The organism is Streptomyces sp. TRM70350 (genome assembly GCF_019219825.1).
Classification (GTDB): domain Bacteria; phylum Actinomycetota; class Actinomycetes; order Streptomycetales; family Streptomycetaceae; genus Streptomyces.
The window spans coordinates 1-20,448 of record NZ_JAHUXH010000049.1 but is presented as its reverse complement, the minus strand read 5'-3'; the positions used below and the strand labels follow the sequence as shown (position 1 = coordinate 20,448).

The 20,448-nt window shown below is 68.2% G+C and carries 23 protein-coding genes and 3 pseudogenes; 14 read left to right on the top strand and 12 right to left on the bottom strand.

Annotated elements, in window-relative coordinates; translation table 11 throughout:
- The first annotated feature begins 58 nt into the window (after positions 1-58).
- The 3 genes from KWI83_RS39595 to KWI83_RS36120 all read left to right on the top strand — a co-directional run bounded on the left by KWI83_RS39595 (position 59) and on the right by KWI83_RS36120 (position 1,755).
- Positions 59-259 (top strand): hypothetical protein, encoded by a 201-nt coding sequence (locus KWI83_RS39595; protein WP_256363297.1) that lies wholly within the window; start codon positions 59-61, stop codon positions 257-259.
- A 116-nt stretch (positions 260-375) separates the two neighbouring features.
- A complete protein-coding gene (locus KWI83_RS36125; RefSeq protein ID WP_218518600.1) occupies positions 376-837 on the top strand; it encodes an HAD family hydrolase in 462 nt (153 codons plus the stop codon).
- Positions 838-846: 9 nt separating this feature from the next.
- A complete protein-coding gene (locus tag KWI83_RS36120) occupies positions 847-1,755 on the top strand; it encodes a UTP--glucose-1-phosphate uridylyltransferase (protein ID WP_218518599.1) in 909 nt (302 codons plus the stop codon).
- 161 nt (positions 1,756-1,916) lie between these two features.
- Here KWI83_RS36120 and KWI83_RS36115 read toward each other — a convergent pair.
- From KWI83_RS36115 to KWI83_RS39575, 5 genes and pseudogenes are all read right to left on the bottom strand, one after another.
- A pseudogene (locus KWI83_RS36115) lies at positions 1,917-2,480 on the bottom strand (transposase); the annotation flags it as partial.
- Positions 2,437-2,766 (bottom strand): hypothetical protein, encoded by a 330-nt coding sequence (locus tag KWI83_RS39590; protein ID WP_256363296.1) that lies wholly within the window; start codon positions 2,764-2,766, stop codon positions 2,437-2,439. The gene KWI83_RS39590 and the pseudogene KWI83_RS36115, both read right to left, overlap by 44 nt.
- The gene (locus tag KWI83_RS39585) at positions 2,748-3,257 is read right to left on the bottom strand and encodes a hypothetical protein (RefSeq protein ID WP_256363295.1); all 510 of its coding nucleotides are present in this window, start codon (positions 3,255-3,257) and stop codon (positions 2,748-2,750) included. Before KWI83_RS39585 ends, KWI83_RS39590 begins: the two co-directional genes overlap by 19 nt.
- Positions 3,258-3,277: 20 nt before the next feature.
- Positions 3,278-3,523, bottom strand: a complete 246-nt coding sequence (locus tag KWI83_RS39580; protein WP_256363294.1) for a hypothetical protein — start codon at positions 3,521-3,523, stop codon at positions 3,278-3,280.
- A gap of 111 nt (positions 3,524-3,634) precedes the next feature.
- Positions 3,635-3,940 carry a hypothetical protein gene (locus KWI83_RS39575; protein WP_256363310.1) on the bottom strand — a complete coding sequence of 102 codons (306 nt, stop codon included), beginning with the start codon at positions 3,938-3,940 and terminating at the stop codon, positions 3,635-3,637.
- Here KWI83_RS39575 and KWI83_RS39570 point away from each other — a divergent pair.
- A complete protein-coding gene (locus KWI83_RS39570; RefSeq protein ID WP_256363305.1) occupies positions 3,824-4,183 on the top strand; it encodes a transposase in 360 nt (119 codons plus the stop codon). The genes KWI83_RS39575 and KWI83_RS39570 overlap by 117 nt on opposite strands.
- Positions 4,184-4,538: 355 nt before the next feature.
- Positions 4,539-5,282, top strand: coding sequence for a hypothetical protein (locus KWI83_RS36100; RefSeq protein ID WP_374106457.1), 744 nt, complete (start codon positions 4,539-4,541; stop codon positions 5,280-5,282).
- Between the two features lie 334 nt (positions 5,283-5,616).
- Here KWI83_RS36100 and KWI83_RS39565 read toward each other — a convergent pair.
- A pseudogene (locus tag KWI83_RS39565) lies at positions 5,617-5,826 on the bottom strand (aldo/keto reductase); the annotation flags it as partial.
- A gap of 183 nt (positions 5,827-6,009) precedes the next feature.
- Here KWI83_RS39565 and KWI83_RS36090 point away from each other — a divergent pair.
- Positions 6,010-6,753 carry a class I SAM-dependent methyltransferase gene (locus KWI83_RS36090; RefSeq protein ID WP_218518597.1) on the top strand — a complete coding sequence of 248 codons (744 nt, stop codon included), beginning with the start codon at positions 6,010-6,012 and terminating at the stop codon, positions 6,751-6,753.
- Positions 6,750-7,487, top strand: a complete 738-nt coding sequence (locus tag KWI83_RS36085; protein ID WP_218518596.1) for an SDR family oxidoreductase — start codon at positions 6,750-6,752, stop codon at positions 7,485-7,487. Before KWI83_RS36090 ends, KWI83_RS36085 begins: the two co-directional genes overlap by 4 nt.
- 463 nt (positions 7,488-7,950) lie before the next feature.
- On the opposite strand, the gene KWI83_RS39560 is transcribed toward KWI83_RS36085, so the two are convergent.
- Entirely contained in the window at positions 7,951-8,307 is a 357-nt protein-coding gene (locus KWI83_RS39560; protein ID WP_256363293.1) for a hypothetical protein, read from the bottom strand.
- A 17-nt stretch (positions 8,308-8,324) separates the two neighbouring features.
- Here KWI83_RS39560 and KWI83_RS39555 point away from each other — a divergent pair, with 17 nt between their 5' ends.
- Together KWI83_RS39555 and KWI83_RS36075 are read left to right on the top strand one after the other, a co-directional pair.
- The gene (locus KWI83_RS39555) at positions 8,325-8,735 is read left to right on the top strand and encodes a cytochrome P450 (RefSeq protein ID WP_256363292.1); all 411 of its coding nucleotides are present in this window, start codon (positions 8,325-8,327) and stop codon (positions 8,733-8,735) included.
- Between the two features lie 82 nt (positions 8,736-8,817).
- Positions 8,818-10,152, top strand: coding sequence for an aspartate aminotransferase family protein (locus KWI83_RS36075; protein ID WP_218518595.1), 1,335 nt, complete (start codon positions 8,818-8,820; stop codon positions 10,150-10,152).
- A gap of 62 nt (positions 10,153-10,214) precedes the next feature.
- On the opposite strand, the gene KWI83_RS36070 is transcribed toward KWI83_RS36075, so the two are convergent.
- Positions 10,215-11,111 (bottom strand): TauD/TfdA family dioxygenase, encoded by an 897-nt coding sequence (locus KWI83_RS36070; protein WP_308122370.1) that lies wholly within the window; start codon positions 11,109-11,111, stop codon positions 10,215-10,217.
- A gap of 305 nt (positions 11,112-11,416) precedes the next feature.
- On the opposite strand from KWI83_RS36070, the gene KWI83_RS36065 reads away from it, so the two are divergent.
- From KWI83_RS36065 to KWI83_RS36050, 4 genes are all read left to right on the top strand, one after another.
- Positions 11,417-12,232, top strand: a complete 816-nt coding sequence (locus KWI83_RS36065; RefSeq protein ID WP_218518593.1) for a glycosyltransferase family 8 protein — start codon at positions 11,417-11,419, stop codon at positions 12,230-12,232.
- 88 nt (positions 12,233-12,320) lie between these two features.
- Complete coding sequence (locus KWI83_RS36060; RefSeq protein ID WP_218518592.1) at positions 12,321-12,578, top strand: phosphotransferase; 258 nt, start codon at positions 12,321-12,323, stop codon at positions 12,576-12,578.
- Between the two features lie 382 nt (positions 12,579-12,960).
- The gene (locus KWI83_RS36055; RefSeq protein WP_218518591.1) at positions 12,961-13,926 is read left to right on the top strand and encodes a transposase; all 966 of its coding nucleotides are present in this window, start codon (positions 12,961-12,963) and stop codon (positions 13,924-13,926) included.
- Positions 13,927-14,286, top strand: coding sequence for a transposase (locus KWI83_RS36050; protein WP_218518590.1), 360 nt, complete (start codon positions 13,927-13,929; stop codon positions 14,284-14,286).
- Positions 14,287-14,350: 64 nt separating this feature from the next.
- Here KWI83_RS36050 and KWI83_RS39550 read toward each other — a convergent pair whose 3' ends face one another.
- From KWI83_RS39550 to KWI83_RS36030, 4 genes are all read right to left on the bottom strand, one after another.
- Entirely contained in the window at positions 14,351-14,821 is a 471-nt protein-coding gene (locus KWI83_RS39550; RefSeq protein WP_256363291.1) for a hypothetical protein, read from the bottom strand.
- A 350-nt stretch (positions 14,822-15,171) separates the two neighbouring features.
- Complete coding sequence (locus tag KWI83_RS36040) at positions 15,172-16,950, bottom strand: ABC transporter ATP-binding protein (RefSeq protein WP_218518589.1); 1,779 nt, start codon at positions 16,948-16,950, stop codon at positions 15,172-15,174.
- A complete protein-coding gene (locus KWI83_RS36035; protein ID WP_218518588.1) occupies positions 16,947-18,854 on the bottom strand; it encodes an ABC transporter ATP-binding protein in 1,908 nt (635 codons plus the stop codon). Before KWI83_RS36035 ends, KWI83_RS36040 begins: the two co-directional genes overlap by 4 nt.
- Positions 18,855-18,914: 60 nt before the next feature.
- On the bottom strand, positions 18,915-19,853 hold the full coding sequence (locus KWI83_RS36030) for a hypothetical protein (protein WP_218518587.1): 939 nt from the start codon (positions 19,851-19,853) through the stop codon (positions 18,915-18,917).
- A gap of 389 nt (positions 19,854-20,242) precedes the next feature.
- On the opposite strand from KWI83_RS36030, the pseudogene KWI83_RS36025 reads away from it, so the two are divergent.
- Positions 20,243-20,448 (top strand): annotated as a pseudogene (locus tag KWI83_RS36025) (VOC family protein); the annotation flags it as partial.

Here is a 20,448-nt window from a genome sequence, read left to right as displayed (position 1 = left end):
CCGACGTCGATCACATGGCCCCGGACACGCTCGCCGCCCGCTGCAGGAGATTGGCGAGATGCGGCAGGAAGCAGGGAGAAAGGACCGCTTCGTCGGCGTCCTGAAGATCAACTGTGCCTCTGCGTCTGTGGGCGGCACAAAACGCGCCGTCATCGCAGCCCAGAAGACAGGCTTCGACGAAGTCATGCTCGACGTCCCATGGCAGGCACCGGAGCAGGTCTTCAGGAATAGCGCAGCCCTGTCTGTCGGACTCCGGTGAGACACCGAAGGTGCTGGCTCGGCGTCGGCACAGAGGAGGTCATCGCCCTCTACTCACTCGGACCACCGCGGTCCATGCTCACCGGGCTACTGAAACGCCCTTGCGGTGATGCGGAAGTGGACCTGTACAACGAGGTACTTGCTCACCGTGCCCACGCGGTCACGCCATGCGCCGACATAAGGAGTGTCCTTGAGCAGCTCCAAGGGACCATCCCGCTGGCGGTCTTCACCGGCGCGAGTCGACGGGCCGCGCAGATCCTCCTTGGGGCCTTGGGGATGCTGGATCACTTCTCGGTCCTGGTGGGAGGAGACAAGGTCGAGAAACCGAAACCCGATCCGGCGGGCATCCCCAGGGCCTGTTCCCTCATTCCTGTCGACATCGACCGCGCCATGCATGTCGGGGATGCGCCTACCGACCCGGACGCTGCGCGCCGTACCGGTGTGATGGGCGCTGCCGCGGGCTGGGGACACCTGTACGACGCCACCGCACCAGCGGACCTGTTGCTGCGCAGCCCCGGCGAACTGCTCGTCTACGTGTCGGCAGCAGAAGTGGCGACTGCGCCAGATCACTCGGACTAAGAAGGGCCTATGTCCAAGACCATTCGCAGGGCTGTCATCCCCGCCGCGGGGCTGGGATCCCGCCTTCTTCCCTTGACGAAGGCAACACCTAAGGAAATGCTGCCGGTTGGTGATAAGCCGGTCATCGAACACACGGTGCGGGAGCTCGTGGCGTCAGGCATTACCGACATCACCATTGTCGTTTCAGGCGGCAAGGGCTTGATTCAGGAGCATTTCCGCCCCAATCCGGCACTGGTCTCGCAACTGCGCGAGGAGGGCAAGACCGTCTACGCTGACACCGTGGAGGAAGTCGGCGAGCTCTCCAGGAGAGGGCACATCACCTATCTTCACCAGCAGGGCCCGTACGGAAACGGCACCCCGGTCCTCAACGCGGCGCGGAACTTTGGCGACGAACCGATACTGGTCTTGTGGCCCGACGACGTGTTCGTCGCACAAGTGCCCCGCGCACAGCAGCTGATCAGAGCCTACGAGGCGACGAGTTGTCCCGTGCTGGCCGTGATGCCCATGGCGGCGGACGACTCCCAGCGCTACGGCGTGCCGGTGGTCAAAGAGGACTTCGGGGACGGTCTTCTTCGTGTCACTGGCCTTGTGGAGAAGCCGAAGCCGCAGGACGCGCCGTCGGCGTACGCGGCCATCGGCGGTTATGTCGTCACCCCAGGCATCATCGACGAGCTTCGCGAGGAGACCCATCGCTGGTACGAGCACCGTACCGGCGAGATCTACCTGACCGACGCCATCAACGCCTACGCCACCGCCCATGCCGTATACGGGCAGGTCATTCAGGGGAAGTGGTACGACACTGGTAATCCGTTAGCGTATCTCACCGCCCAATTCGCCGCAGCCCTTGCCGACCCGGAATACGGCCCCCATCTGCGCAAGCTGGCCGATGAACTCGACGGGCCCACGGCGCCTGCCTAACCTCGATCTTTCGTGACGGTCCGTCGGATTCTCTGGCGGGCCGTTTCGGTCGTCCGGGCTGATCACGGGCAGGTCCGTGGCCCGGCTTTCGCGTCGGGTGGGCGCCGGGTTCCACGGCTCCGGTCTGGTGGTAACTGCTCGTCAGGGCGGGAAGCTGCTGGTCAGCCAGGGTTCGGCAGAGCCGTGAGTCGTTGCAGGGCTTCAGTGATCATGTCGATCCAGGGCCAGTGCTTCGCGAGGCGGAGGATACGGCGCTGGCCTGTGGTGACGAGTTGGGCGGCGGTGGAGAACAGCCGCAGCCTCAGGCGCTTGGGTTCCCACAGCCGGGCGGGCCCGGTCAGGGCGAGCATCGGCATCCAGGCCAGCATGTCGAGGGCGAGCTGGACGATCTCCAGGCAGATGTGGTTCTGCGCGGTGTCGTGGAGAGGCAGGTTGGTCAGGCCGGTGGCACGGGCGGCGCGGATGCGGTCCTCGGCTCGGGTCCGCTGGCGGTGCCGCAGTTCCAGCGCCGCGATCGCGGCGTCCTGGGTGTTGGTGGCGAACGCCGTAAGGCGCATGCCGTCGGCATCGGTACAACGCAGCTGGGCGCCGGGATGGGGGCGTTCCTTGCGGACGATCAGCCGCATGCCCTGCGGCCAGCCGTCCAGTACATCTCCGGAGAGTTCGGCGACCCAGGCACCGTCACGGATCTCGCCGCCGGGTTCGACGGCCGGCGTCCACCCTGCGTTCCTCGTAATTCGGCGGCCTGGAGTCACGAGTTTTGGGGCCGGTGAAGGTGCCGAGGTGGAGGCGGTCGAGCTCGCGGCGGACGGACTGCCAGGTGGCGTCGGTGGTGGTCTCGGTGATGCGGATCAGCAGCAGGGCGAGCCAGCAGAGGACGACGTGGGCGCGTATGCGTTCCTCGAGCCGGTGGTAGACGGGCCGCAGGTCGATGATCTGTTTCATGTCCCGCCAGCCGCGCTCGACTTCGAGGAGTTGCTTGTAGCCGAGGGCTATGTTTTCGGCGGACAAGTGGGGGCGGAGCATCGCAGCAGGTACTTGCCGTCGAGGTTCTCCTCGGCCTTGACCTTCGCGGTGTCGAGGCGGAGTTTGCCGGCCGGGGTCGTGCGGAGATAGCGGTTGAGACCGGGCTTGTCGGCGATCTTCCCGCGGAGTTCGCCACGCTTGAACTCGCTGAGCTGGCCGGTGTCCTCGATCTCGGTGGTGAGCTGGGCGACGAGCTGTTCGCGTATGTGCTGGTCACGTTCGGCGGCTTCGGGGTTGTGGCAGATCACGAACCGTTCGGTGTCGGAGATCCGCACCTCCTTGACCCGCATGTTCTGGGCGATCTCGCTGTAGCCTCCCCGCCGGGACAGGGCGGCCTTGACCTCCGGGCTGCCGGAGCGGAGTTTCTCGCCGACGATGTAGGCGTTCTCGCCCTGGCGGAGGTAGCGGCGGTTGCGTTCGCTGGAGAAGCCGCGGTCGGTGACCCACACGCTCTTGCTGATGGTCCAGTCCCGCATGTCGTCCTTGACCTGCCGGATCAGTTTCTGGTCACCGGTGTTGCCGGGCCAGGACCAGACCCGGACGGGATTCCGTCCCGGGTGACGGCCATGCCGATCACGATCTGCGGCAGGTCGTCGCGGGAGTCCTTCGACTTCCCGAAGATTCTGCATCCGGCCGGATCGGGGGCGTTGCCGCTGCTGTCCGGGTCGGTGGGGGCACCGTCGGCGACGGTCAGGAGGCGGCCCTTGTCGTCGCGGGCGGCGGGCTCGTCAGGCTCCGCCATTGAGGAGGTTGGCGACCTCGTCGAACACCCGTTCTCCAGGCCGTCTTGGACTTCGTGGAGCCAGTCCATGGCCCGGTAGCGCCACGGGCGGTGCACGACGTTGTCGCTCCGTCACCGTTCCGGTGAGCAAGTCCCGCCTCTGACCGCGCAGATCGCGCGGGCGAGCAACCCGGGCGGCACGACGGCGATGTGGGTGAGAGACCGGCTGGACGGGTTGTGGTGCGACGAAGATTTCGCCGACTGGTACCCGCGCGACGGGCGCCCATGCCTCTCGCCCGCCCAGTGAGCCACGGTCAGTTCCTGCTCGACCTGTCGGACCGTCAGGCTGCCGAAGCGGTCCGCTGCCGCATCGACTTCAAATATGTCCTGGCCATGGAGCTGGATGATCCCGGCTTCCATCACAATGGCATCTACCATGTCGACACATTCGGAGAGTCAACGACATGCACTCCCATCCCGTCAAGGCACTACTCCGATTCGGTAGCCCAATCCGTGGATACGCACAAGGGTATTGTTCCAGCCATTCGTGCCATGCTTCGGGCAGCCGGTGACACGGTCAAGTCGGAGGATCCGGTGTGGCCGTTAACTGTCCGGAGGGGTAGGAGCGCGGAGGGTCGGTCTCCCATGCGGGCCGCGCTGTCGTCCCCGCGCGGCCGGTGAGCCGATGGTGTCTGGACAAGGAATGGCTGATACCGCGTCGCCGGACTCCCCCGCTACGATGGGCAGCGCTTCTGTGCCGGAGTTCGAGTGGAGATGCTTGGTAATCTGGCGAATTGAGAGCGGGACATTCTGATGCATCAAGGGCTAATTTCTCCCTGTGAGGGGAGAATCTCTGGAAGGTAATCCTGGAAGGGTCGGTTGAATGGCGATCAGAATGGTCTGCATGGTGGGCGGGGATACTTCACTGCTCGGTCCAGCCATCGAGCACTACCGGCGCCTTGGCGTTGACCAATTCCACATGGTGCGCCACGCGGATAGTCTGGACGATCCAGCTGTCGCAGCGTCGGAGGAGGTCATGCGGCGGGCCGGACTGGCGTTCTCCCGGGTCGTGGTCGGGCCCTGGCACGAGCACCTGAACCCGGCGGTCATCCGGGAGACGATGAGCGAACACCCTGACGATTGGTGGGTGGTGGCCGATCTCGACGAGTTCCAACTCTACCCCGACGGACTCACCGCCGTCATCGCCTACTGCGAGCGGAACGGCTACGACTTCGTGCGGGGTGCCTTCCTCGACCGGGTCGCGTCTGACGGCACCCTGCCGGAGCCCGACAGGTCGGCACCGGAGGCGCTGTGGCGCCAGTACGGGCTGGCCGGGCTTCTCACCCTGCGACTGCTCCGTGCCCGGCCCACCAAGGTCACGCTGGCCCGAGGGCGGACCGAGCTGTCCTACGGGCAGCACAACAGCTGGTCCGGCCGGGGTGTGCCGCCCGGCGACATCTACGCCCAGGTGCACCACTTCAAGTGGACCGGTTCGGCCTATGCGCGACTGGCCCGCCGGGCGGAGTCCTATGCCTCCGGCGCCTGGGAGATCAACAATCCGATGATCATCGAGGAGTCGCGGGCTTTCCTCAAGCACGTCGACGTCCACGGGGGCCGGATCGATGTCAGCGACCCCTCCTTTGGGTTCCTGCCTTGCGGCGAGGCCTACACGGACTACGTGAACTGGCCTGAGGTGGCAGCCGAACTCGCCGACACATACACGGAGTTCGACGCCGGGCGGGCCCGTAGGCGGCAGGCCGACCCGACGCTGCGCCTCTGACGGGGCCTGCGGTGCCGGCCGTGCTGCGGTGGGCACCGCACGCTCCTCACGGAGCCGGCGGACAGCCGCGGCGCGGGGCCGGACGCCCCGGCCCCGCGCCGCTGCCACTGAACGGCTGGAGCCTGTCGTTTGGGCTGTCCCGGCGCCGCGGGGTCCAGCACTAAGGGATCCTTGAAGTTTGCGGCTGGGGCATGTCGTCAAGGGCCTGCGGCCGCAAGGATTTCGATGCTGGTGGTGGCTTTGTAGCTGCTGCGGTCAATGCGGGACCGCGGGCCTGGTACTTGGAGATGGCGCGTTTGACGATGCGGGGGCCGACCCGCAGGTGCTGGCCCATGTCGGCCCGCCCCCGCAGGAAGCGGCCGACCAGCCGCTCGCTGCGGCCGTCGCCGTAGACGTCCGCGGCGTCGTACATCGTCACCCCGGCGTCGGCGGCCGCGTGGAGCACGGCGAGGGCATCACGTTCGTCCACCGCACCCCAGTCGGCTCCGAGTTGCCAGGTGCCGAGGCCAACGGCCGAGACCTCCCTGCCGATCCGTTCGAGCATGCGCTGTTCCACGGAACCGTCCTCGCGTCGTCGCCCTGGCCTGGCGTCACTACCGGCAGCCACTTTGTTGCCAAATGTTGCCACAAACTTGCCGCCCTATGGCAACATGCTTCGGAGGGTGGCACGAACGGTGCACCGCACCGTGGACGCAAGACCCGCCCACCCCCTACGGAAAGGGCTCGGATGGCGGCCAGCAGGCAGTTCGGGGACCCGGGGCTCTTCGGTGAAGCCTGGGCAGACGACTACGACGAGAAGACCCCGCTCGACCCCCGCCCGGCGGCCGACTTCCTCGCCGGACTCGCCGGCGAGGGGCGTGCCCTCGAACTGGCCATCGGCACCGGGCGGGTGGCACTGCCCCTGGCCGCGCGCGGCGTCCGAGTCGAGGGTGTCGACGGCTCCGACCGGATGATCCGGAAGATGCGCGCCAAGCCGGGGGGCGACCGCATCCCCACCGTCGTCGGCGACATGGCGGATGTGCCTGTCGAGGGCCCGTTCACCCTCGTCTACCTCATCTTCAACACGCTGTTCAACCTACTGGAGGCCGACCGTCAGCAGGACTGCTTCCGCAACGTCGCCAAGGTCCTCGAACCCGGCGGTGCCTTCGTCGTCGAGGCCTACGTACCGGACCCGTCGTTCTTCGACCGCGGCCAGCGCGTCGAGACACTTGACGTCACGGAGGACTCCGCCACCATCGAGGTCTACCGTTTCGACCTCGCAGCCCAACGCTTCCACAGCCAGAAGATCACCTTCGACGTCGGCGGCGTCCACCTGCGCCCCCACGCCGAGCGCTACTGCTGGCCCTCCGAACTCGACCTGATGGCCGCCCACGCCGGGCTACGTCTCGACCGGAGGTTCGAGGACTGGTCTGGCCGCCCCTTCGGACCGGACAGCACCAGGCACGTCTCGGTGTACCGGACAGCCCTGTGAAGCCCGGGACCACCGTCCTGGTCACCGGGGCCAACAAGGGCATCGGTCTGGAGACCGCCCGACAGCTCGCCCTGCTCGGGGCCTTCGTCGTCCTCGGCAGCCGAGACGCCGACCGCGGCGCCGAGGCCGCAGCTGTCCTCGCCCGCGACGGCGTCCGGGTCCACCCCGTCACGCTTGACGTCACCGACGACGAGAGCGTGGCCGCCGCGGCCCGGCATCTGGAACGGACCTGCGGGCGCCTCGACGTGCTGGTCAACAACGCCGGGGTGTTCATCGGGGCGAGCGCCGCCGGCACCACCGCCCCGATCATCCGCAAGACCTTCGAGGTCAACGTGGCAGGCCCGGTGGCCATGATCCACGCGACGCTGCCCCTGTTGCGCCGGTCAGCCGCCCCCCGCATCGTCAACGTCTCCAGCACCACGGCCTCTCTCGCCCTGACCAGTTCAGGCGCCAACCTGCCCGGAGACGCCTCGGTGCGGCTCGCGTACACCAGCTCCAAGGCCGCTCTCAACATGCTCACCGTGCAGTACGCCGCGGCCTTCCGGGCGGATCCCGGGCTCGCCCATATCAAGATCAACTCTGTTTCTCCGGGCTGGACGGCCACCGGCATGAACGGCTTCCGCGCGCCGCGCAGCGTGGAGCAGGGGGCCCGCGCCGTCATCACCCTGGCGGACCTGCCCGATGGCGGCCCGTCAGGTGGGTTCTACGACGAGCACGGAACGCTCGCCTGGTAGGCGGTCAGCCACTCCCCCTCCACCGCACGACAGGAGCACGGTCATGTCCGCACCCGCGATCCCGTCCACGGCCCCCGCAGCCGCACCCGACAACCTCGTCGACCCGGACCTGCACGCGTCCGGCGACCCGCACGCCGTGTGGCGCAGGATGCGCGCCCACGCCCCGGTCCACCGCCACCCACCGATCAACGGGTTGCCGGCCTTCTGGTCGCTCACCCGGTACGAGGACATCTGCGCCACCTACCGCGACCCCACCACCTTCAGCTCTGCACGCGGCGTCCTGCTGCGGCCAGCGGCGTTCGGCAACGACCCCGCCGGAGACATCACGCTCGCTCTCACCGACCCACCGCACCACCGCAAGCTGCGTGCCCTGGCCGCGGACTGGTTCACCGCCCGCTCGGTGCGGGCACTGGAGGAACCGATGCGGGCCGGCGTCCGGTCGATCCTCGCCCACGTCGTCGAGTCAGGCGGCTGTGAGTTCGTGCACGACGTCGCCGGCCAGCTCTCGATCCACGTCATCGGGCACATCATGGGCGTACCCGCCGAGGACCGCGAAGACCTCCTCGCATGGACGGACGAGGCCTTCGCCGCCGGGCGCTCGCTCGCCTCTTCGCCCCGCCTCAAGGGGTACTTCACCGACCTGATGGCTCGCCGTCTCGCCGACCCGACCGACGACCTCACCAGTCTGCTCGTCTGCGGGCTCGTGGACGACGAGCCGCTCAGCGCGTACGAAGCCCTGCTCAACTGCGAGAACCTCATCGGCGCGACCGAAAACGGAAGGCTGGCCCTGGCCGGAGGGCTCCAGGCTCTGCTCGAACACCCCGGCAGCTGCGGCGGTTGCGCGAAGACCCTGCCCTCCTGTCGACCGCCGTCGAGGAGGTGCTGCGCTGGGCGTCCAGCGCAGCCCACAGCATGGGCACCGCCACCCGGCCTGTGGAGATCCGAGGGCGACGCATCGCGGAGGGTGACCGGGTCGTGCTGTGGGCGCCGTCGGCCAACCGCGACGAGGCCGTCTTCGATGATTCGGACACTTTCGACATCGCCCGCACCCCCAACCGCCACCTCGCCTTCGGCAGCGGCAAGCACCTTTGCATCGACGGCACGCTGGCCCGTGCCCAGATGCGGATTCTCTACACCGAACTCCTCGACACCGCCACCGGGATCGAGCAGACGGGCCCCGCACACGCGGTGCCCTCCATCGCCGTCCGCGGCCCGGAGACACTCCCGATCCGCATCGTGCTCCGCTGACCGGCGCGGAGCCGCCGTCTTGCGCCCCACCCCCGCCCGTCCGCGGTAGGCCCGCGGGCCCGAACAGCCAGAGGAGAGCGCCATGGCAGCACCGTATGCCCGCGTAGGCGAGCCCCGAACACCCCGTCCCCTCCCCGACGCCGAGACGCTGCGGGCCCGCGACCGGCGGCACGTCTGGCACACCTGGACACCACTGGACACCGACCGCTCGGCACTGACCCTCTCGCACGGCTCAGGCCACCATGTGTGGGACATCGAAGGCCGCGCCTACCTCGACGCGTCCGCCCTCAACTCCACGTGCGGCTACGCCCATCCGGATATCCTGCGGGCGATCGCCGAGCAGGCGGCCCGGCTGCACCACGCCGACCTTTCGGTAGCCTCGCACGAGCCCGTCGGACTGCTCGCAGAACGCCTCGCCGGCCACGCGCCGCCCGGCCTCGACAAGACACTTTTCGTCAACAGCGGGTCCGAAGGCTTCGACGCCGCCGTCATGATGGCCGTCTCCCACTGGGCCCATCTCGGCCGCCCCCGCCCACGGATCGTCACCTTCGCCCGCGGCTACCAAGGCGCGACGCTGCTCAGCCGCAGCCTGTCCACCCTCCCCCGAAACCGGCACCTGCTAGACCCCCCGCTGCCGGTGACCCGCGTCGAGCTCCCCGACGAGCCCCGGGCGCTTCGCCACCCCGGGGCCCTGCCCGCTCTGCTGTCCGCCTTCGAGGAGGCCGTCGGGGACGACCCGGACGCTCTCCCGGCCGCTGTCGTCGTCGAGCCGTTCCTCAACGTCGGCGGGGCCGTCGTCCTTCCGCCTGGATTCCTCCGCGGGCTGCGGGCCCTGTGCGACGCCACCGGAGCCCTGCTCGTGCTCGACGAGGTCTTCACTGCTTATGGCAGGTCCGGCCGCATGTTCGCATGCCAACGTGAGGATGTCGTCCCGGACATCCTCGTCTCCAGCAAGGGCCTCACGGGCGGATACGTGCCGCTGGCCGCAGTCACAGTCCACAACCGCGTGTACGACACCTTCGCCGCCGACCCGGTCATTGGCGGCCTGCGGTACGGCCACACCACCTCCGGGCACGCCGTGGCCTGTGCCGCCGCGCTCGCCACCCTCGACATGCTGGAGAAGCTGCGCCTGCCCGAGCGGGCCGAGGAACTCGGCGCATGCCTCCTGCGCCGCCTCGCATCACTGGCAGGTGCACCCGGAGTGGCGGACGTACGCGGCCTCGGACTCATTGCCGTCGTCGAGACGGACAGCGAAGGGCGGGCGGACAGGATCCTCGCCCGGGCCCGCGACTGCGGGCTGCTGCTCCGCCGGATCGGCTCCGCGGTCGTCGCGGTGCCGCCGCTGGTGATCGACGACGAAGGCGTGGCGGCCGTGGCCGACGGCCTGGCGGAAGCGGTCGCGTACACCGCGGACTGAACCGTGACATGGCGGTGGGGGGACGGGGCGGCCCGTCCCCCCACCGCCATGTCCGCCCGGCGTCAGGCGACGCCGGCGTTGTATGCCGTCATGTCCCCTGCGAGGACCGTGCTCGGCCTGCCGTCCACACCCACAGGGACGGAACCGGCGACCGTGCAGCGTTCGGCCCGGCGGTCCTGTGCCCCGTAGTCGTGCAGCGCGTAGTGCTGGGTCGCCCGGTTGTCCCAGATCGCAAGGTCACCGGCCCGCCAGCGCCACCGCACGGTGTTCTCCGGCCGGGTGACGTACTCCTGCAGGATCCGCAGCAGATCGCGCGAGGCCTGCGGGCTGAAGCCGACCGCGCGGCGAGCGAACCCGCCGCCCAGCAGAGCCCGTTCCCCGGTTTCGGGATGCACGTGCACGGCGGGGTGCTCGGTCTCGAACAGCGTGGAGATGTACGCCTCGCGAGCCGCCACCGTGGCGTCGGTGTAGTCGGAGTCGTTGCTGTGCACGATCCGCAGCTGGTCGGCGAGCGCCCGCAGCGGCTCTGGCAGCGACTCGTACGCCCCCACCGTATTGGCCCACATGGTGTCCCCGCCGACCGGCGGGGCGATCTTGTTGTGCAGGAAGGCGAGCGCCGGCGGGCGGTCCACGAAGGTGAGGTCGGTATGCCAGTGGTTCGCGCGGGTGCCTTCGCGGGAGTCGATCTCACGCACCTCAGGGCGGTTCTCCGGTGCCTGGTAGATCGGGTGACCGAGGGTCAGGCCTCCGAAGCGGCGGGCGAACGCCGCCTGGCTCGCGTAGTCCAGCCGCTGGTCGCGGAGGAAGACAACCTTGTAGCGCAGCAGCGCGCAGCGCACCTGCTCGACAGTCTCCGAGCCAAGCGGGGCGGCGGTGTCCACGCCGCCGATCTCCGCGCCGAGGCCGCCGGCGAGCGGGGTGACGACTAAGTCGGCCAACTGCAGGGGGGCGATCGTCACGGCATGTTCCTCTCTGTTGGGCTGTCCGGTGGTACGGGCCGCCGCGGGCGCCGGCCAACGGTCGCAGCGGATGGGCCCGACCGCCCCACCATGCCCCATGTTTGCCAATTCTGGCAACGCATTACCCCCCAAATAGCCAGGCCCTTCAGCATCTTGAGGCCTGCTACCGCATTCCAAAGCCACCTCGCGACATCCCTTCTATTGCCAAAAGTTGCCAACTCCTCCTAGGTTGAGGGTTGAGCCACACGTCGGCCGCATGCCCGGACGGCGGCGCCCAGTCCGGATCACGAACCCGAGGAGCGAGGATGGGACAGCAGGACATCCATGTGGTGTTCGCGGTAGACGACAACTACGCCACAGCCGCGACGGTCGTCGCCAGGTCGATCCGCGACGGCCTGCGCGACCGAACGCGCGGACTTGTCTTCCACGTCATCGACTCCGGACTCGGCGAGGGCAGCACCCGGATGCTCGGCGACGCGGGCGACGTCCGGATCCACGAGGTGCCCGACCGTCTGGAGATGGCGGTGCCGCGCAAGCACTGGACGGCAGCGACACTGCACCGCCTGCACATCGGCGAGATCGTTCCCGAGGACGTACACCGGGTGATCTACCTCGACGTCGACACGATCGTCCTGGACAACCTCGCGGAGCTGTATGACACCGACCTCGCCGGCGCGCCGATCGGCGCGGTCATCAATGAGGTGGCCCCGGCCCGTCTGCTGACACTCGGCACGACACGGGCGAGCCTCAGTGAGACCGGCGCCAAGGCACCGGGCTACTTCAACGCCGGTGTCCTGCTCATCGACATGGATCAGTGGCGTGCCGAGGACATCACCACGCGGGCGGTGCACATCTACCGCACATACGGCAAAGACATTCCGACTCTGGACCAGGACATCCTGAACCACCTGTTCGCGGAACGCTGGGCCCCCATTCCCTCGAAATGGAACAAGTTCATCGAGCACCCGGTGCACGGACGATTCGGCCAAGGCCGGATGGAATATCTCACCCGCCGCGAAGGAATAATCCACTACATCGGCGGTGACAAGCCGTGGAGCGACGAATTCCCCGACAATCCGCTGCGGCGGATCTACCGCGAGTTCACCACCGTTCCCGCCTGACGACTCGACATCAAGGAGAGCACCCGTGAGCACCAACCGCCTGCGCCCCGGCGAGGTGTACCCCACTACGAACTAGGTCCACCGGCTGGTGGCGGCGCAGTTCCCGCAGTGGGCCGACCTGCCGGTCACCCCCGTGGCGGCCTCAGGGGTGGACAACGCCACCTTTCGGCTCGGGGACAGCATGTCCGTCCGGCTGCCCCGTCTGCCGCGCTGGATCGGCCAGGTGGAGCGCGAGCAGCGGTGGGGGCCGCAGCTGGCCCCCGTCCTGCCGCTGGCCGTACCCGAACAGCTGGCGCAGGGCGAGCCGACCGACGGCTACCCGTTCCCGTGGTCGGTCTACCGCTGACTGGAGGGCGAGAACGCCGCGCCCGAGCGGATCGCCGACCTCCACGACGCTGCGCAGCAGCTCGTGGAGCTCTTCTCCGCCCTGTGGAAGGCCGACGCCTCGTCGCCCCGATGCCCAACTGGAAGCTCCAACGCGCCCAGCACCACAGTCCGCCCCCGGCCGAACGCTCCCCGCGTGGCCCTGGTCGGGCCGACCAAGGCCAGGCCGGCCCGCCGGAAAACAACCTAAATCACCGGTATGACTCTGTTGGCGATCTTGTGTGGGTGCTGACGGTGGGGCGGCGGGGTGCTTCGCTGGAGGAGTGCGGGGTGGCCTCGGGTTTTGGGGTGTGGGTGCGGTGTCGTTACGGCCGAGGAGTTTTCAGCGGATTCCGGTGAGGACGGTGCGCACGGCGTGGGCGGCGTGCGCGAAGGGGACTTCGGCGATGCTGGTGCGGGACCGGCTGGATGTGCTGTTCGAGGACGGGGAGTTCGCGGACCTGTACCCGGCCGCTGGCCGTCCGGGCTTCTCGCCGGGGCAGTTGGCGCTGGTGTCGGTGCTGCAGTTCGCGGAGAACTTGTCCGGTCGCGCTGCCGCGGACGCTGTGCGCAGCAGGATCGACTTCAAGTACGCGCTGGGCCTGGAGCTGGAGGACCCGGGATTCGACTACTCGGTGCTCAGCGAGTTCCGGGCCCGGCTGGCGGAGGGGGACGCTGCTGACCGGCTGCTGCGGGTGATGCTGAAGCGGCTGGTGGAGGCCGGACTGCTGAAGGCAGGGGGCCAGCAGCGCACCGATGCCATTCATGTGCTCGCCTCCGTGCGCAGGCTCAGCCGCCTGGAACTGGCCGGGGAGAGTCTGCGGGCCGCGTTGGAAGAGCTGGCCGAGGCCGACGAGGACTGGTTGCGTGCGTTGATCGAGCCGGAGTGGGGCAAGCGTTACGGGCGCAAGGTGGAGATCGGCAAAGTCCCCGGTGGGAAGGCCGGGGTCGCCGCGCTGGCGGAAACGACGGCCGGGACGGGCAGAAGATCCTTGCCGCTGCCTGGGCCGCCGACGCCCTGCCCCGGCTGCGGGTGTTGCCGCAGGTGGAGATCCTGCGGCAGGTCTGGATGCACCACTACTACTGGGACCCGCGCGGCCGGTTGCGCTGGCGCGACGGTCATGCGCTGCCCCCGGCGAGCCTGCGGTTTGATTCGCCGTACGACACCGATGCGCACTACTGCGTCAAGCGGGACACCGCCTGGAGCGTCTACCGGGTGCATCTCACAGAAACGTGCACGTCAGGGCTGCCCGAGGTGGTGGTGCACGTGGCCACCACGATCGCCCCAGTCCAGGACGGCGAGCTCACCGAGAAGATCCACGACGACCTGAGTGCTGGCCTGCCCGGTCCGGTCGCAGTGCACCAGCTCTGCCACACGTCCTCGGGCGCTCTCCCTGCTGCCCAGCCGCGAACTCCACGAGATCCAGACCGGCAACCGGCTGGAGCAGCAGACCAAGGACTGGCAGCAGCGCTACGCGATCCGCGCCGGCATCGAGGCCACCCTCTCCCAGAACGTCCGCGCCTGCGGCCTGCGCCGATCCCGCTACCGCGGCCTCGCCAGAACCCACGTCCAGCACGTCCTGACCGCGCTGGCCTGCAACCTCACCCGCGTTGCGGACTGGATTGCCGAGCCGACGACCACCCGCCGCCGGTCAACCCGCTTCCACGCCCTCTGCCCCGCCGCCGCGTGACCCCACAAGATCGCCAACAGAGTCACGGTATTGCGTCTAGCCCCGGACTTCGCGGGCCCCCGTTTCAGATCTGTGGCCAGCGGGTTTGTCCGATGTCGGTGTCAAGGAGGTCGAGGAGGTGGAGATGAACGCCGCGGGTGATCTGAACGGTGGGCGGGGTGGTGACGTTACCGATCCGCAGGGTGAGTTCGCCGAGGTAGTAGAAGATCATGCGGCCGGTGGGGCGGACGCAGCGGTTGTCGGGATAGAGGCCGCTCATGGTCTGCTCGGCGCCGAGTGCCCGTCTGACTTGCCGCTCGATCAGGCAGAAGACCAGCAGCGCCAGGCAGATGACCTGGATCAGGGCGGCAACGCGCCGGTTGTGCGGAACGAAGACCGGCACGACCGCGAGCGGGCCCTTGAAGTCGTGGTATCTGCGCTCGACCGCGCCCTGGCCCTTGTAGTGGATCAGGGCCTGCCCGGCATCCGCCCGGTCGTCGGGCATGGACGTCAGCAGTGCGTACCAGCCGTCGACCGCGACTTCGGCCTTCAGCACGCCGGTGTCGAAGTGCCAGGCGTCGAGGTAGATGACGCGGTCTATGTCGTCCGGGATGACGCTGCCCAGATGCAGCCGGCCGAGGGTCGCCGAGGTGAGCCACTTGTGCTTCTGAGGCAGGACGAGCCGGTCCGGGACCTGATATATCTCGGCGTCGCCCAGCTGCTCAGCTCCTTTTCGAGCTCCCTGCAGCCGGATGTGCCGAGCCCGGCGTCGATGACGTGGAACCGAATGCCGACGCCCGGATCCGCCACTACGGCGCGAACCGATCGCGCGGTCACCACCGCCCCGGGGACGTAGACGTCGTCGATCGCGAACACACGTTCAACGCTTGCTGCTGCATGACACTCCTACCGATAGGCCTGCATCTGCGTCCGGTACAGCTCGGCATACTCGCCGTCGGTCGCAAGCAGGTGCGCGTGCGTGCCTTGTTCGGTGATGCGACCGTCGCCGATGACGACGATGTGGTCGGCCGTGTGGACGGTGGAGAAGCGGTGGGAGACCAGCGCGGTGACGGCGCCGCGGCCGGCCGACTCCCGGGTCTGCTCCATGAAGAGTTCGTACAGCTCATGCTCGGCCTGCGGATCAAGGGCAGCTGTGGGCTCGTCGAGCACCAGAAGCAGCGGAGCCTGCCGCATCAGCCCTCGTGCGAGGGCAACCCGTTGCCACTGGCCGTGGGAGAGTTCGACCCCGCCGAAGGTCTTTCCCAACCGGGTTTCAAGTCCTTCGGGGAGCTCGTGGACGAGGCGTGTGGCGCGTGCGCGGTCCAGCGCCTCGGCGACCTGGGAGGCGTTCTGGACGGCGGGCAGGTCGCCGGCGCCCACGGATTCGCGCAGCGGCGTCTGGAGCTTGAGGAAGTCCTGCAGTACGCCGGTGCACACCGCCGCCCAGGCGGCGGGGTCGAGCTCCCGCAGGTCGACGCCGTCGACGGTGATCATTCCGGTGGTCGGCTGCTGCACGCCCAAGAGGATTTTGACCAGGGTGCTCTTTCCGGCTCCGTTGGCTCCCGCGATGCCCAGCGACGAGCCCGCCGGAATGGTCAGGTTGATCCCGCGCAGCGCGGGGGACACGGCGCCGGGGTAGGTGAAGGAGACGTTCCGCAGCTCGATGGCCCCCTTGAGACGGACAGGCACCGGTGCTCCCGTGCGGGTGGCGACCGCAGCGTAGTCGAGGAGCCATCGGTGGTGTTCCGCGATCCGGCCGCCGTTGGCGACCTGGGTGATGGTGTCGACGGCCAGTTGCTGCTGTGCCCGCAGCTGGCCGGCGAGCGAGATGATGAACACGGCGTCCCCAGCGGTGGCGCCGCCCGTCCTCAGCAGATGTCCGACCACGATGAGGGCCCCGGCGAGGGCGGTGAAGTACAGCACCCATCCGCCGATCTCGTAGACCAGCCCGCGGAGCCGGACGCGCGCCTCGTGCTGCGCTCCCTCGGCCCACAGGCCGCTCGCACGTCTGTCCAGCCGCATGCCGTTGCCGCAGACCCACACCTCCTTCGCGGTCTGCGGGCGCAGGCAGAGATCGTGCAGTTCGGCCTCCTGCCGGAAGTGCTCCACGGTGGCGTCGGCCGCCTGCTGCTGCATCCGTTTGGCCCTATTGGTCAGGGGGAGGATCGGTACCGCGCAGGCGGCGAGGAGGGCGAGCAGCGGGTGGATGTCCATGAGGAGCCAGAGGCTCATGGCGATGCCAGCCAGCGCAGAGAGCGCGTAGGCGGCGGCCCAGCCGGTGTTGGTGAGGGCCAGCGTGCCCCGTCGGAGCATCACGATGCGGTTGATGAACTCGCTGCGCTCCAGGTGGGCGATCGTGGGGATCTTCGCGGCGGCCTCGGTGATCTCCTGTTCCAGCGCCAGCTGGATGCGGTTACACAGGTCGTTGCGGTAGTTGACGGAGATCCGCTGACCGATCGTCTGGAGCACGTGGCAGACGACGCCCAGGGCCACCGCTCCCAGCAGACCAACCGCGATGTCGAGTTCGGCCGAGTCCACGAGCCACCGCTGGCTGAGCGCGGTCAGGGAGACGAGCCCGGCCTGCAGGCCAACGAGTACCCCGACGGCGATGGTCACCCGCCGGTCGGCCCTAAAGCTCAGCGACAGCGTGTGCCGGGTCATGCGCAGGCTGTTCCGCATGCTCATCCGCTCATCTCCTCAGGCTCTGCGGCGTTCGGCGCGGAGCCTTCCCGCTCTGTGGCGTCAGGCTCGGCGGCGCCGTCCGAGAAGCGGGAGGCCTGGAGCCGGAACAAGCGCGCGTACTCGCCATCTCTCCTGAGGAGGTCGGTGTGGCTTCCATCCTCCGTGATCCGCCCGTTGTCCAGGACCACGATCCGGTCGGCGGACCTCACGGTGGAGAGCCGATGGGAGATCAGCACAACGGAGGCGTTGCGGACCGCGCCGACGACCTCGTCGTAGAACCGAGCCTCGGCCTTCACATCGAGATGGGCGGTCGGCTCGTCCAGCACCACCAGTCGTCTGCCGTGGGACACGGCGTACAGCGTGCGCACGGCCGCCAGCCGCTGCCACTGCCCCCCGGACAATCCGCGCCCTCCGCTGCCAGTGTTCCACAAAACCGTGTCCAGCCCGGACTCCAGCGAGGCCAGCACCGGCTCCAGGGCACCGAGGCGCAGCAACTCCTCAAGCTCGTCGTCCGAGGTATCCGCCTCGGGGGCGGCCAGGGTGATGTTCTCCCGAAGAGTCAGCGGGTATTGGACGAAGTCCTGGAACAAGGCCGTCATCCTGCTCCGCCACTTGGCGGGGTCCAGGGTGCACAAGTCCTCCCCGTCGACGGTGATCCGGCCGGCTGTCGGCGTGTACAGTCCGGCGAGCAGCTTGATGAGCGTCGTCTTTCCAGCGCCGTTCACCCCTACGATCGCCAGCCGCTCTCCGGGCCGGATGGTGAGGTTCAGGCCGGAGAGGACGGGGCGTGGCGCGCCGGGGTAGGTGAACGTCACGTCCTCGAAGCGGATCGTGGAGACCGTGGCGGCGGGTGTCCGCGTTCCCGTCACCGGCGGGCGCATGCCCTCCAACTGGCGCAGGGCGTGATGGGCCGTCTTGCCGTACTCGATGTCGTACGACTCATTTCCCATGTTCGCGACGACGAAGACGCCCCATGCCGCCACCAGGCAGAAGGCCAGGGTGCCCACGTCGATCTCGCCATCGAGTGCCGCGGCACCGGGGACTCCGAGCGCCAGGGCGGCGCAGACAGCGGTGATCGCCATGGAGAGCTTCTGGCGGTGCAGGACGTTTCTGCGGATGCGCCAGTAGTCGGCCAGCCAGGCGTAGTGTGCGGCCAGGCGGCGTTCGCTCACCCAGCCGGCTAGTCCGAACAGCCGCAGCTCCGTTCCCGCTTCCGGGCCGGCGGCCAGATCTGCCCAGAAGTCGACCTTGCGGCGCTCCGGCGTTGCGGCGTCCTTCACGTTCTCCAGGAACAGCCACTGCCGCAGCGTGATGGACCGGATCACGAAGCAGAGCACGACGAGCACGCAGGCCAGGAGCGGGAAGTAGACGGCGAGAGCGACGCCCATGGCGAACGCCGAGAGCATGCGCCCGCCCGTCTGCACCTGGCCCACCGCGGCCATTCCGACGGAGCGTTCGCGCCAGGCGATGCCCTGGTCGGCCGCGCGCGAGGCGACGTCCTGGAACTCGGGGTCCTCCAGGTGCGAGATCCCGGCGGGGCGCAGGGCGATGCGCCGCATGCGGGAGCGGGCGGCGCCGTCGATGGTCTTGGCCATGGACTGCTTGAACGCCAGCCCCGCGATCTCGGCGGCCTGGCGCAGCAGCATGGCGGCGGCGAAGCCTGCCGCCGGCCAGAGGTAATCGCCCGTCTCATCGGTCAGGACGTGGACGAGCCTCTGGGCGCAGAGGGCGGTCAGCGGTGCGGTCGCGATCTCCACGAGCGTCGTCAGGACGATGGCGGCCAGGAGACGGCGGCTTCCGAATCGGAGCATCCCGAGAAGCTCGCGGCGTTCCTCGTAGAGGCCTCCGAGGCGAGTCCAGCTAAGGTCGCGCAGGGAGAAGGCGGGATAGGGCACAGGACTCGTCATGCGTTCAGCTCCCCTCCATCCCGTATCCATGCGCGGAGGCGCAAGGCGCGGGATGCCGGATCAACGGCACTTCCTGCCTTCCAGCCGGTCGAGGACGGAGGTGAACAGAGGCGCATAACGGCCGAAATTGTCAAGCGTGCGCGCCGTCTTGCCCGATGCCTTGCTGGAGGCGAAGTAATGGCACATAACGCGCCGATCCGCGTACGGCAGCCACTCCCACGGGCCAGAGCGGTAGGCCTCGCCCAGCGACCTGACGGCGCCGTTGAGTCTGCCTCCGAGCACGGAATAGAACATTTGGGTGACATGACGGGGACGGAAAAGGATATCGCGCGGAGTGTCCTCCATCATCTTTTCAAGGTAATCCGCATCGAAGAATCGCTCGCGATCGGCGCACATGAATCCGCAGCACATCTCCGGCACGTAGGGCACGGACGGCAGGGCCTCGGGGATCCAGCTCACACCCATCGGGCCGCGCCCGTGGTCGAACTGCTCGTAGGAGTAGAGGAACGCCGTACGGTCCGTGGAGTCGGTATTCCACCGCATCAGCTCGTCCGGGGTGTCGACGAACACGATGTCGCTGTCCATGCCGATAATCTTCTCGGTTTCCGCGAGCACGAAATAGTCGACCAGTTGCAGGATGCGCACGTTGCGCCGCCGGACCTCCAGCAACAGCGGGCAGCGGGCCAGCGTCTCTTCGACGACGGCGTCGGCGGTGGCGCGGGGAATCACCCGAATTCCCTCGATATGCCGCCGCAACGTATCGACATCTTCCTTAGCGAGGCTGCCGTCGTCGTGCACGACAGCACAGACACCGGGCCAGAAATGCCCGAGCGATTTGATGGCGAACAGATACAGGGGAACGTGTTCGCGGGAGACCAGCGAGTGGACCTCGACGGCAGCCGTGCCGTCCAGTCGTGCCTGCGGAGAGTCGAGGATTCCGCGGAGCAGTTCCTCGGGCTCCCGCGGCTGCCGAGGCGAATCCGCTGTGGACTGGCTCACGTTACCCTCACCCCTCAGGTGTTCACCTTCGCGTAATCGAAAACGTCCTTGGATCGGGCACCACGCCACTCCGGCGCCGAGCATCCGCGTCGAGACTATGGGACAGTGCCAACCAAGGCAAGGCCTTGACAACGTTAGGCAATGTGGGTCTGGTGGGAGGCGCACCCCCGTGCAGCCACCTCTTTGGGCCCTTTGCACCCTTCAGGTTGCCTCTACGACTCTTGCCGAACGCCTGCGGCGGTTCGTTGTTTCCTGCATCGAGCATCTGGAAGCCACCCATCTTCCTCGTTTCCGAACATGAGGTGAGCGTCGATGTGCGCACCGACCTCGCCTTCACCCTCGGGTTCCTGAAGGCCGGCGGCGCCCCGTCCGCACTGTCTGGGGGAGTAATGACCAGTAGGTTCACCGAGTTGGTTGCCGACTGCCATCGACTGCCACGATCCGGAGCGGCTCGCGGCCTTCTGGTGCGCGGTCCTGGGCTTCAAGGTGATCGACCGCCGTGAAGAACTGTCTCCACCTGGACGTCAGCCCGATCGACGGCAGTACCGACGACGAGGTGGCCAGGCTGCTTGGCCTTGGCGCCGCCAAGGTGGAC

Bases quoted from the DNA above. Each gene is read 5' to 3' on its own strand.
- KWI83_RS36075 (WP_218518595.1), top strand. From the start codon at position 8,818: ATGGCAGCACCGTATGCCCGCGTAGGCGAGCCCCGAACACCCCGTCCC.
- KWI83_RS36090 (WP_218518597.1), top strand. From the start codon at position 6,010: ATGGCGGCCAGCAGGCAGTTCGGGGACCCGGGGCTCTTCGGTGAAGCC.
- KWI83_RS39580 (WP_256363294.1), bottom strand. From the start codon at position 3,523: ATGGCGGAGCCTGACGAGCCCGCCGCCCGCGACGACAAGGGCCGCCTC.
- KWI83_RS36120 (WP_218518599.1), top strand. From the start codon at position 847: ATGTCCAAGACCATTCGCAGGGCTGTCATCCCCGCCGCGGGGCTGGGA.
- KWI83_RS39595 (WP_256363297.1), top strand. From the start codon at position 59: ATGCGGCAGGAAGCAGGGAGAAAGGACCGCTTCGTCGGCGTCCTGAAG.
- KWI83_RS36040 (WP_218518589.1), bottom strand. From the start codon at position 16,950: ATGAGCATGCGGAACAGCCTGCGCATGACCCGGCACACGCTGTCGCTG.
- KWI83_RS36035 (WP_218518588.1), bottom strand. From the start codon at position 18,854: ATGACGAGTCCTGTGCCCTATCCCGCCTTCTCCCTGCGCGACCTTAGC.
- KWI83_RS39575 (WP_256363310.1), bottom strand. From the start codon at position 3,940: ATGGTAGATGCCATTGTGATGGAAGCCGGGATCATCCAGCTCCATGGC.
- KWI83_RS36100 (WP_374106457.1), top strand. From the start codon at position 4,539: ATGCGGCGGGCCGGACTGGCGTTCTCCCGGGTCGTGGTCGGGCCCTGG.
- KWI83_RS36065 (WP_218518593.1), top strand. From the start codon at position 11,417: ATGGGACAGCAGGACATCCATGTGGTGTTCGCGGTAGACGACAACTAC.
- KWI83_RS39585 (WP_256363295.1), bottom strand. From the start codon at position 3,257: ATGCGGGACTGGACCATCAGCAAGAGCGTGTGGGTCACCGACCGCGGC.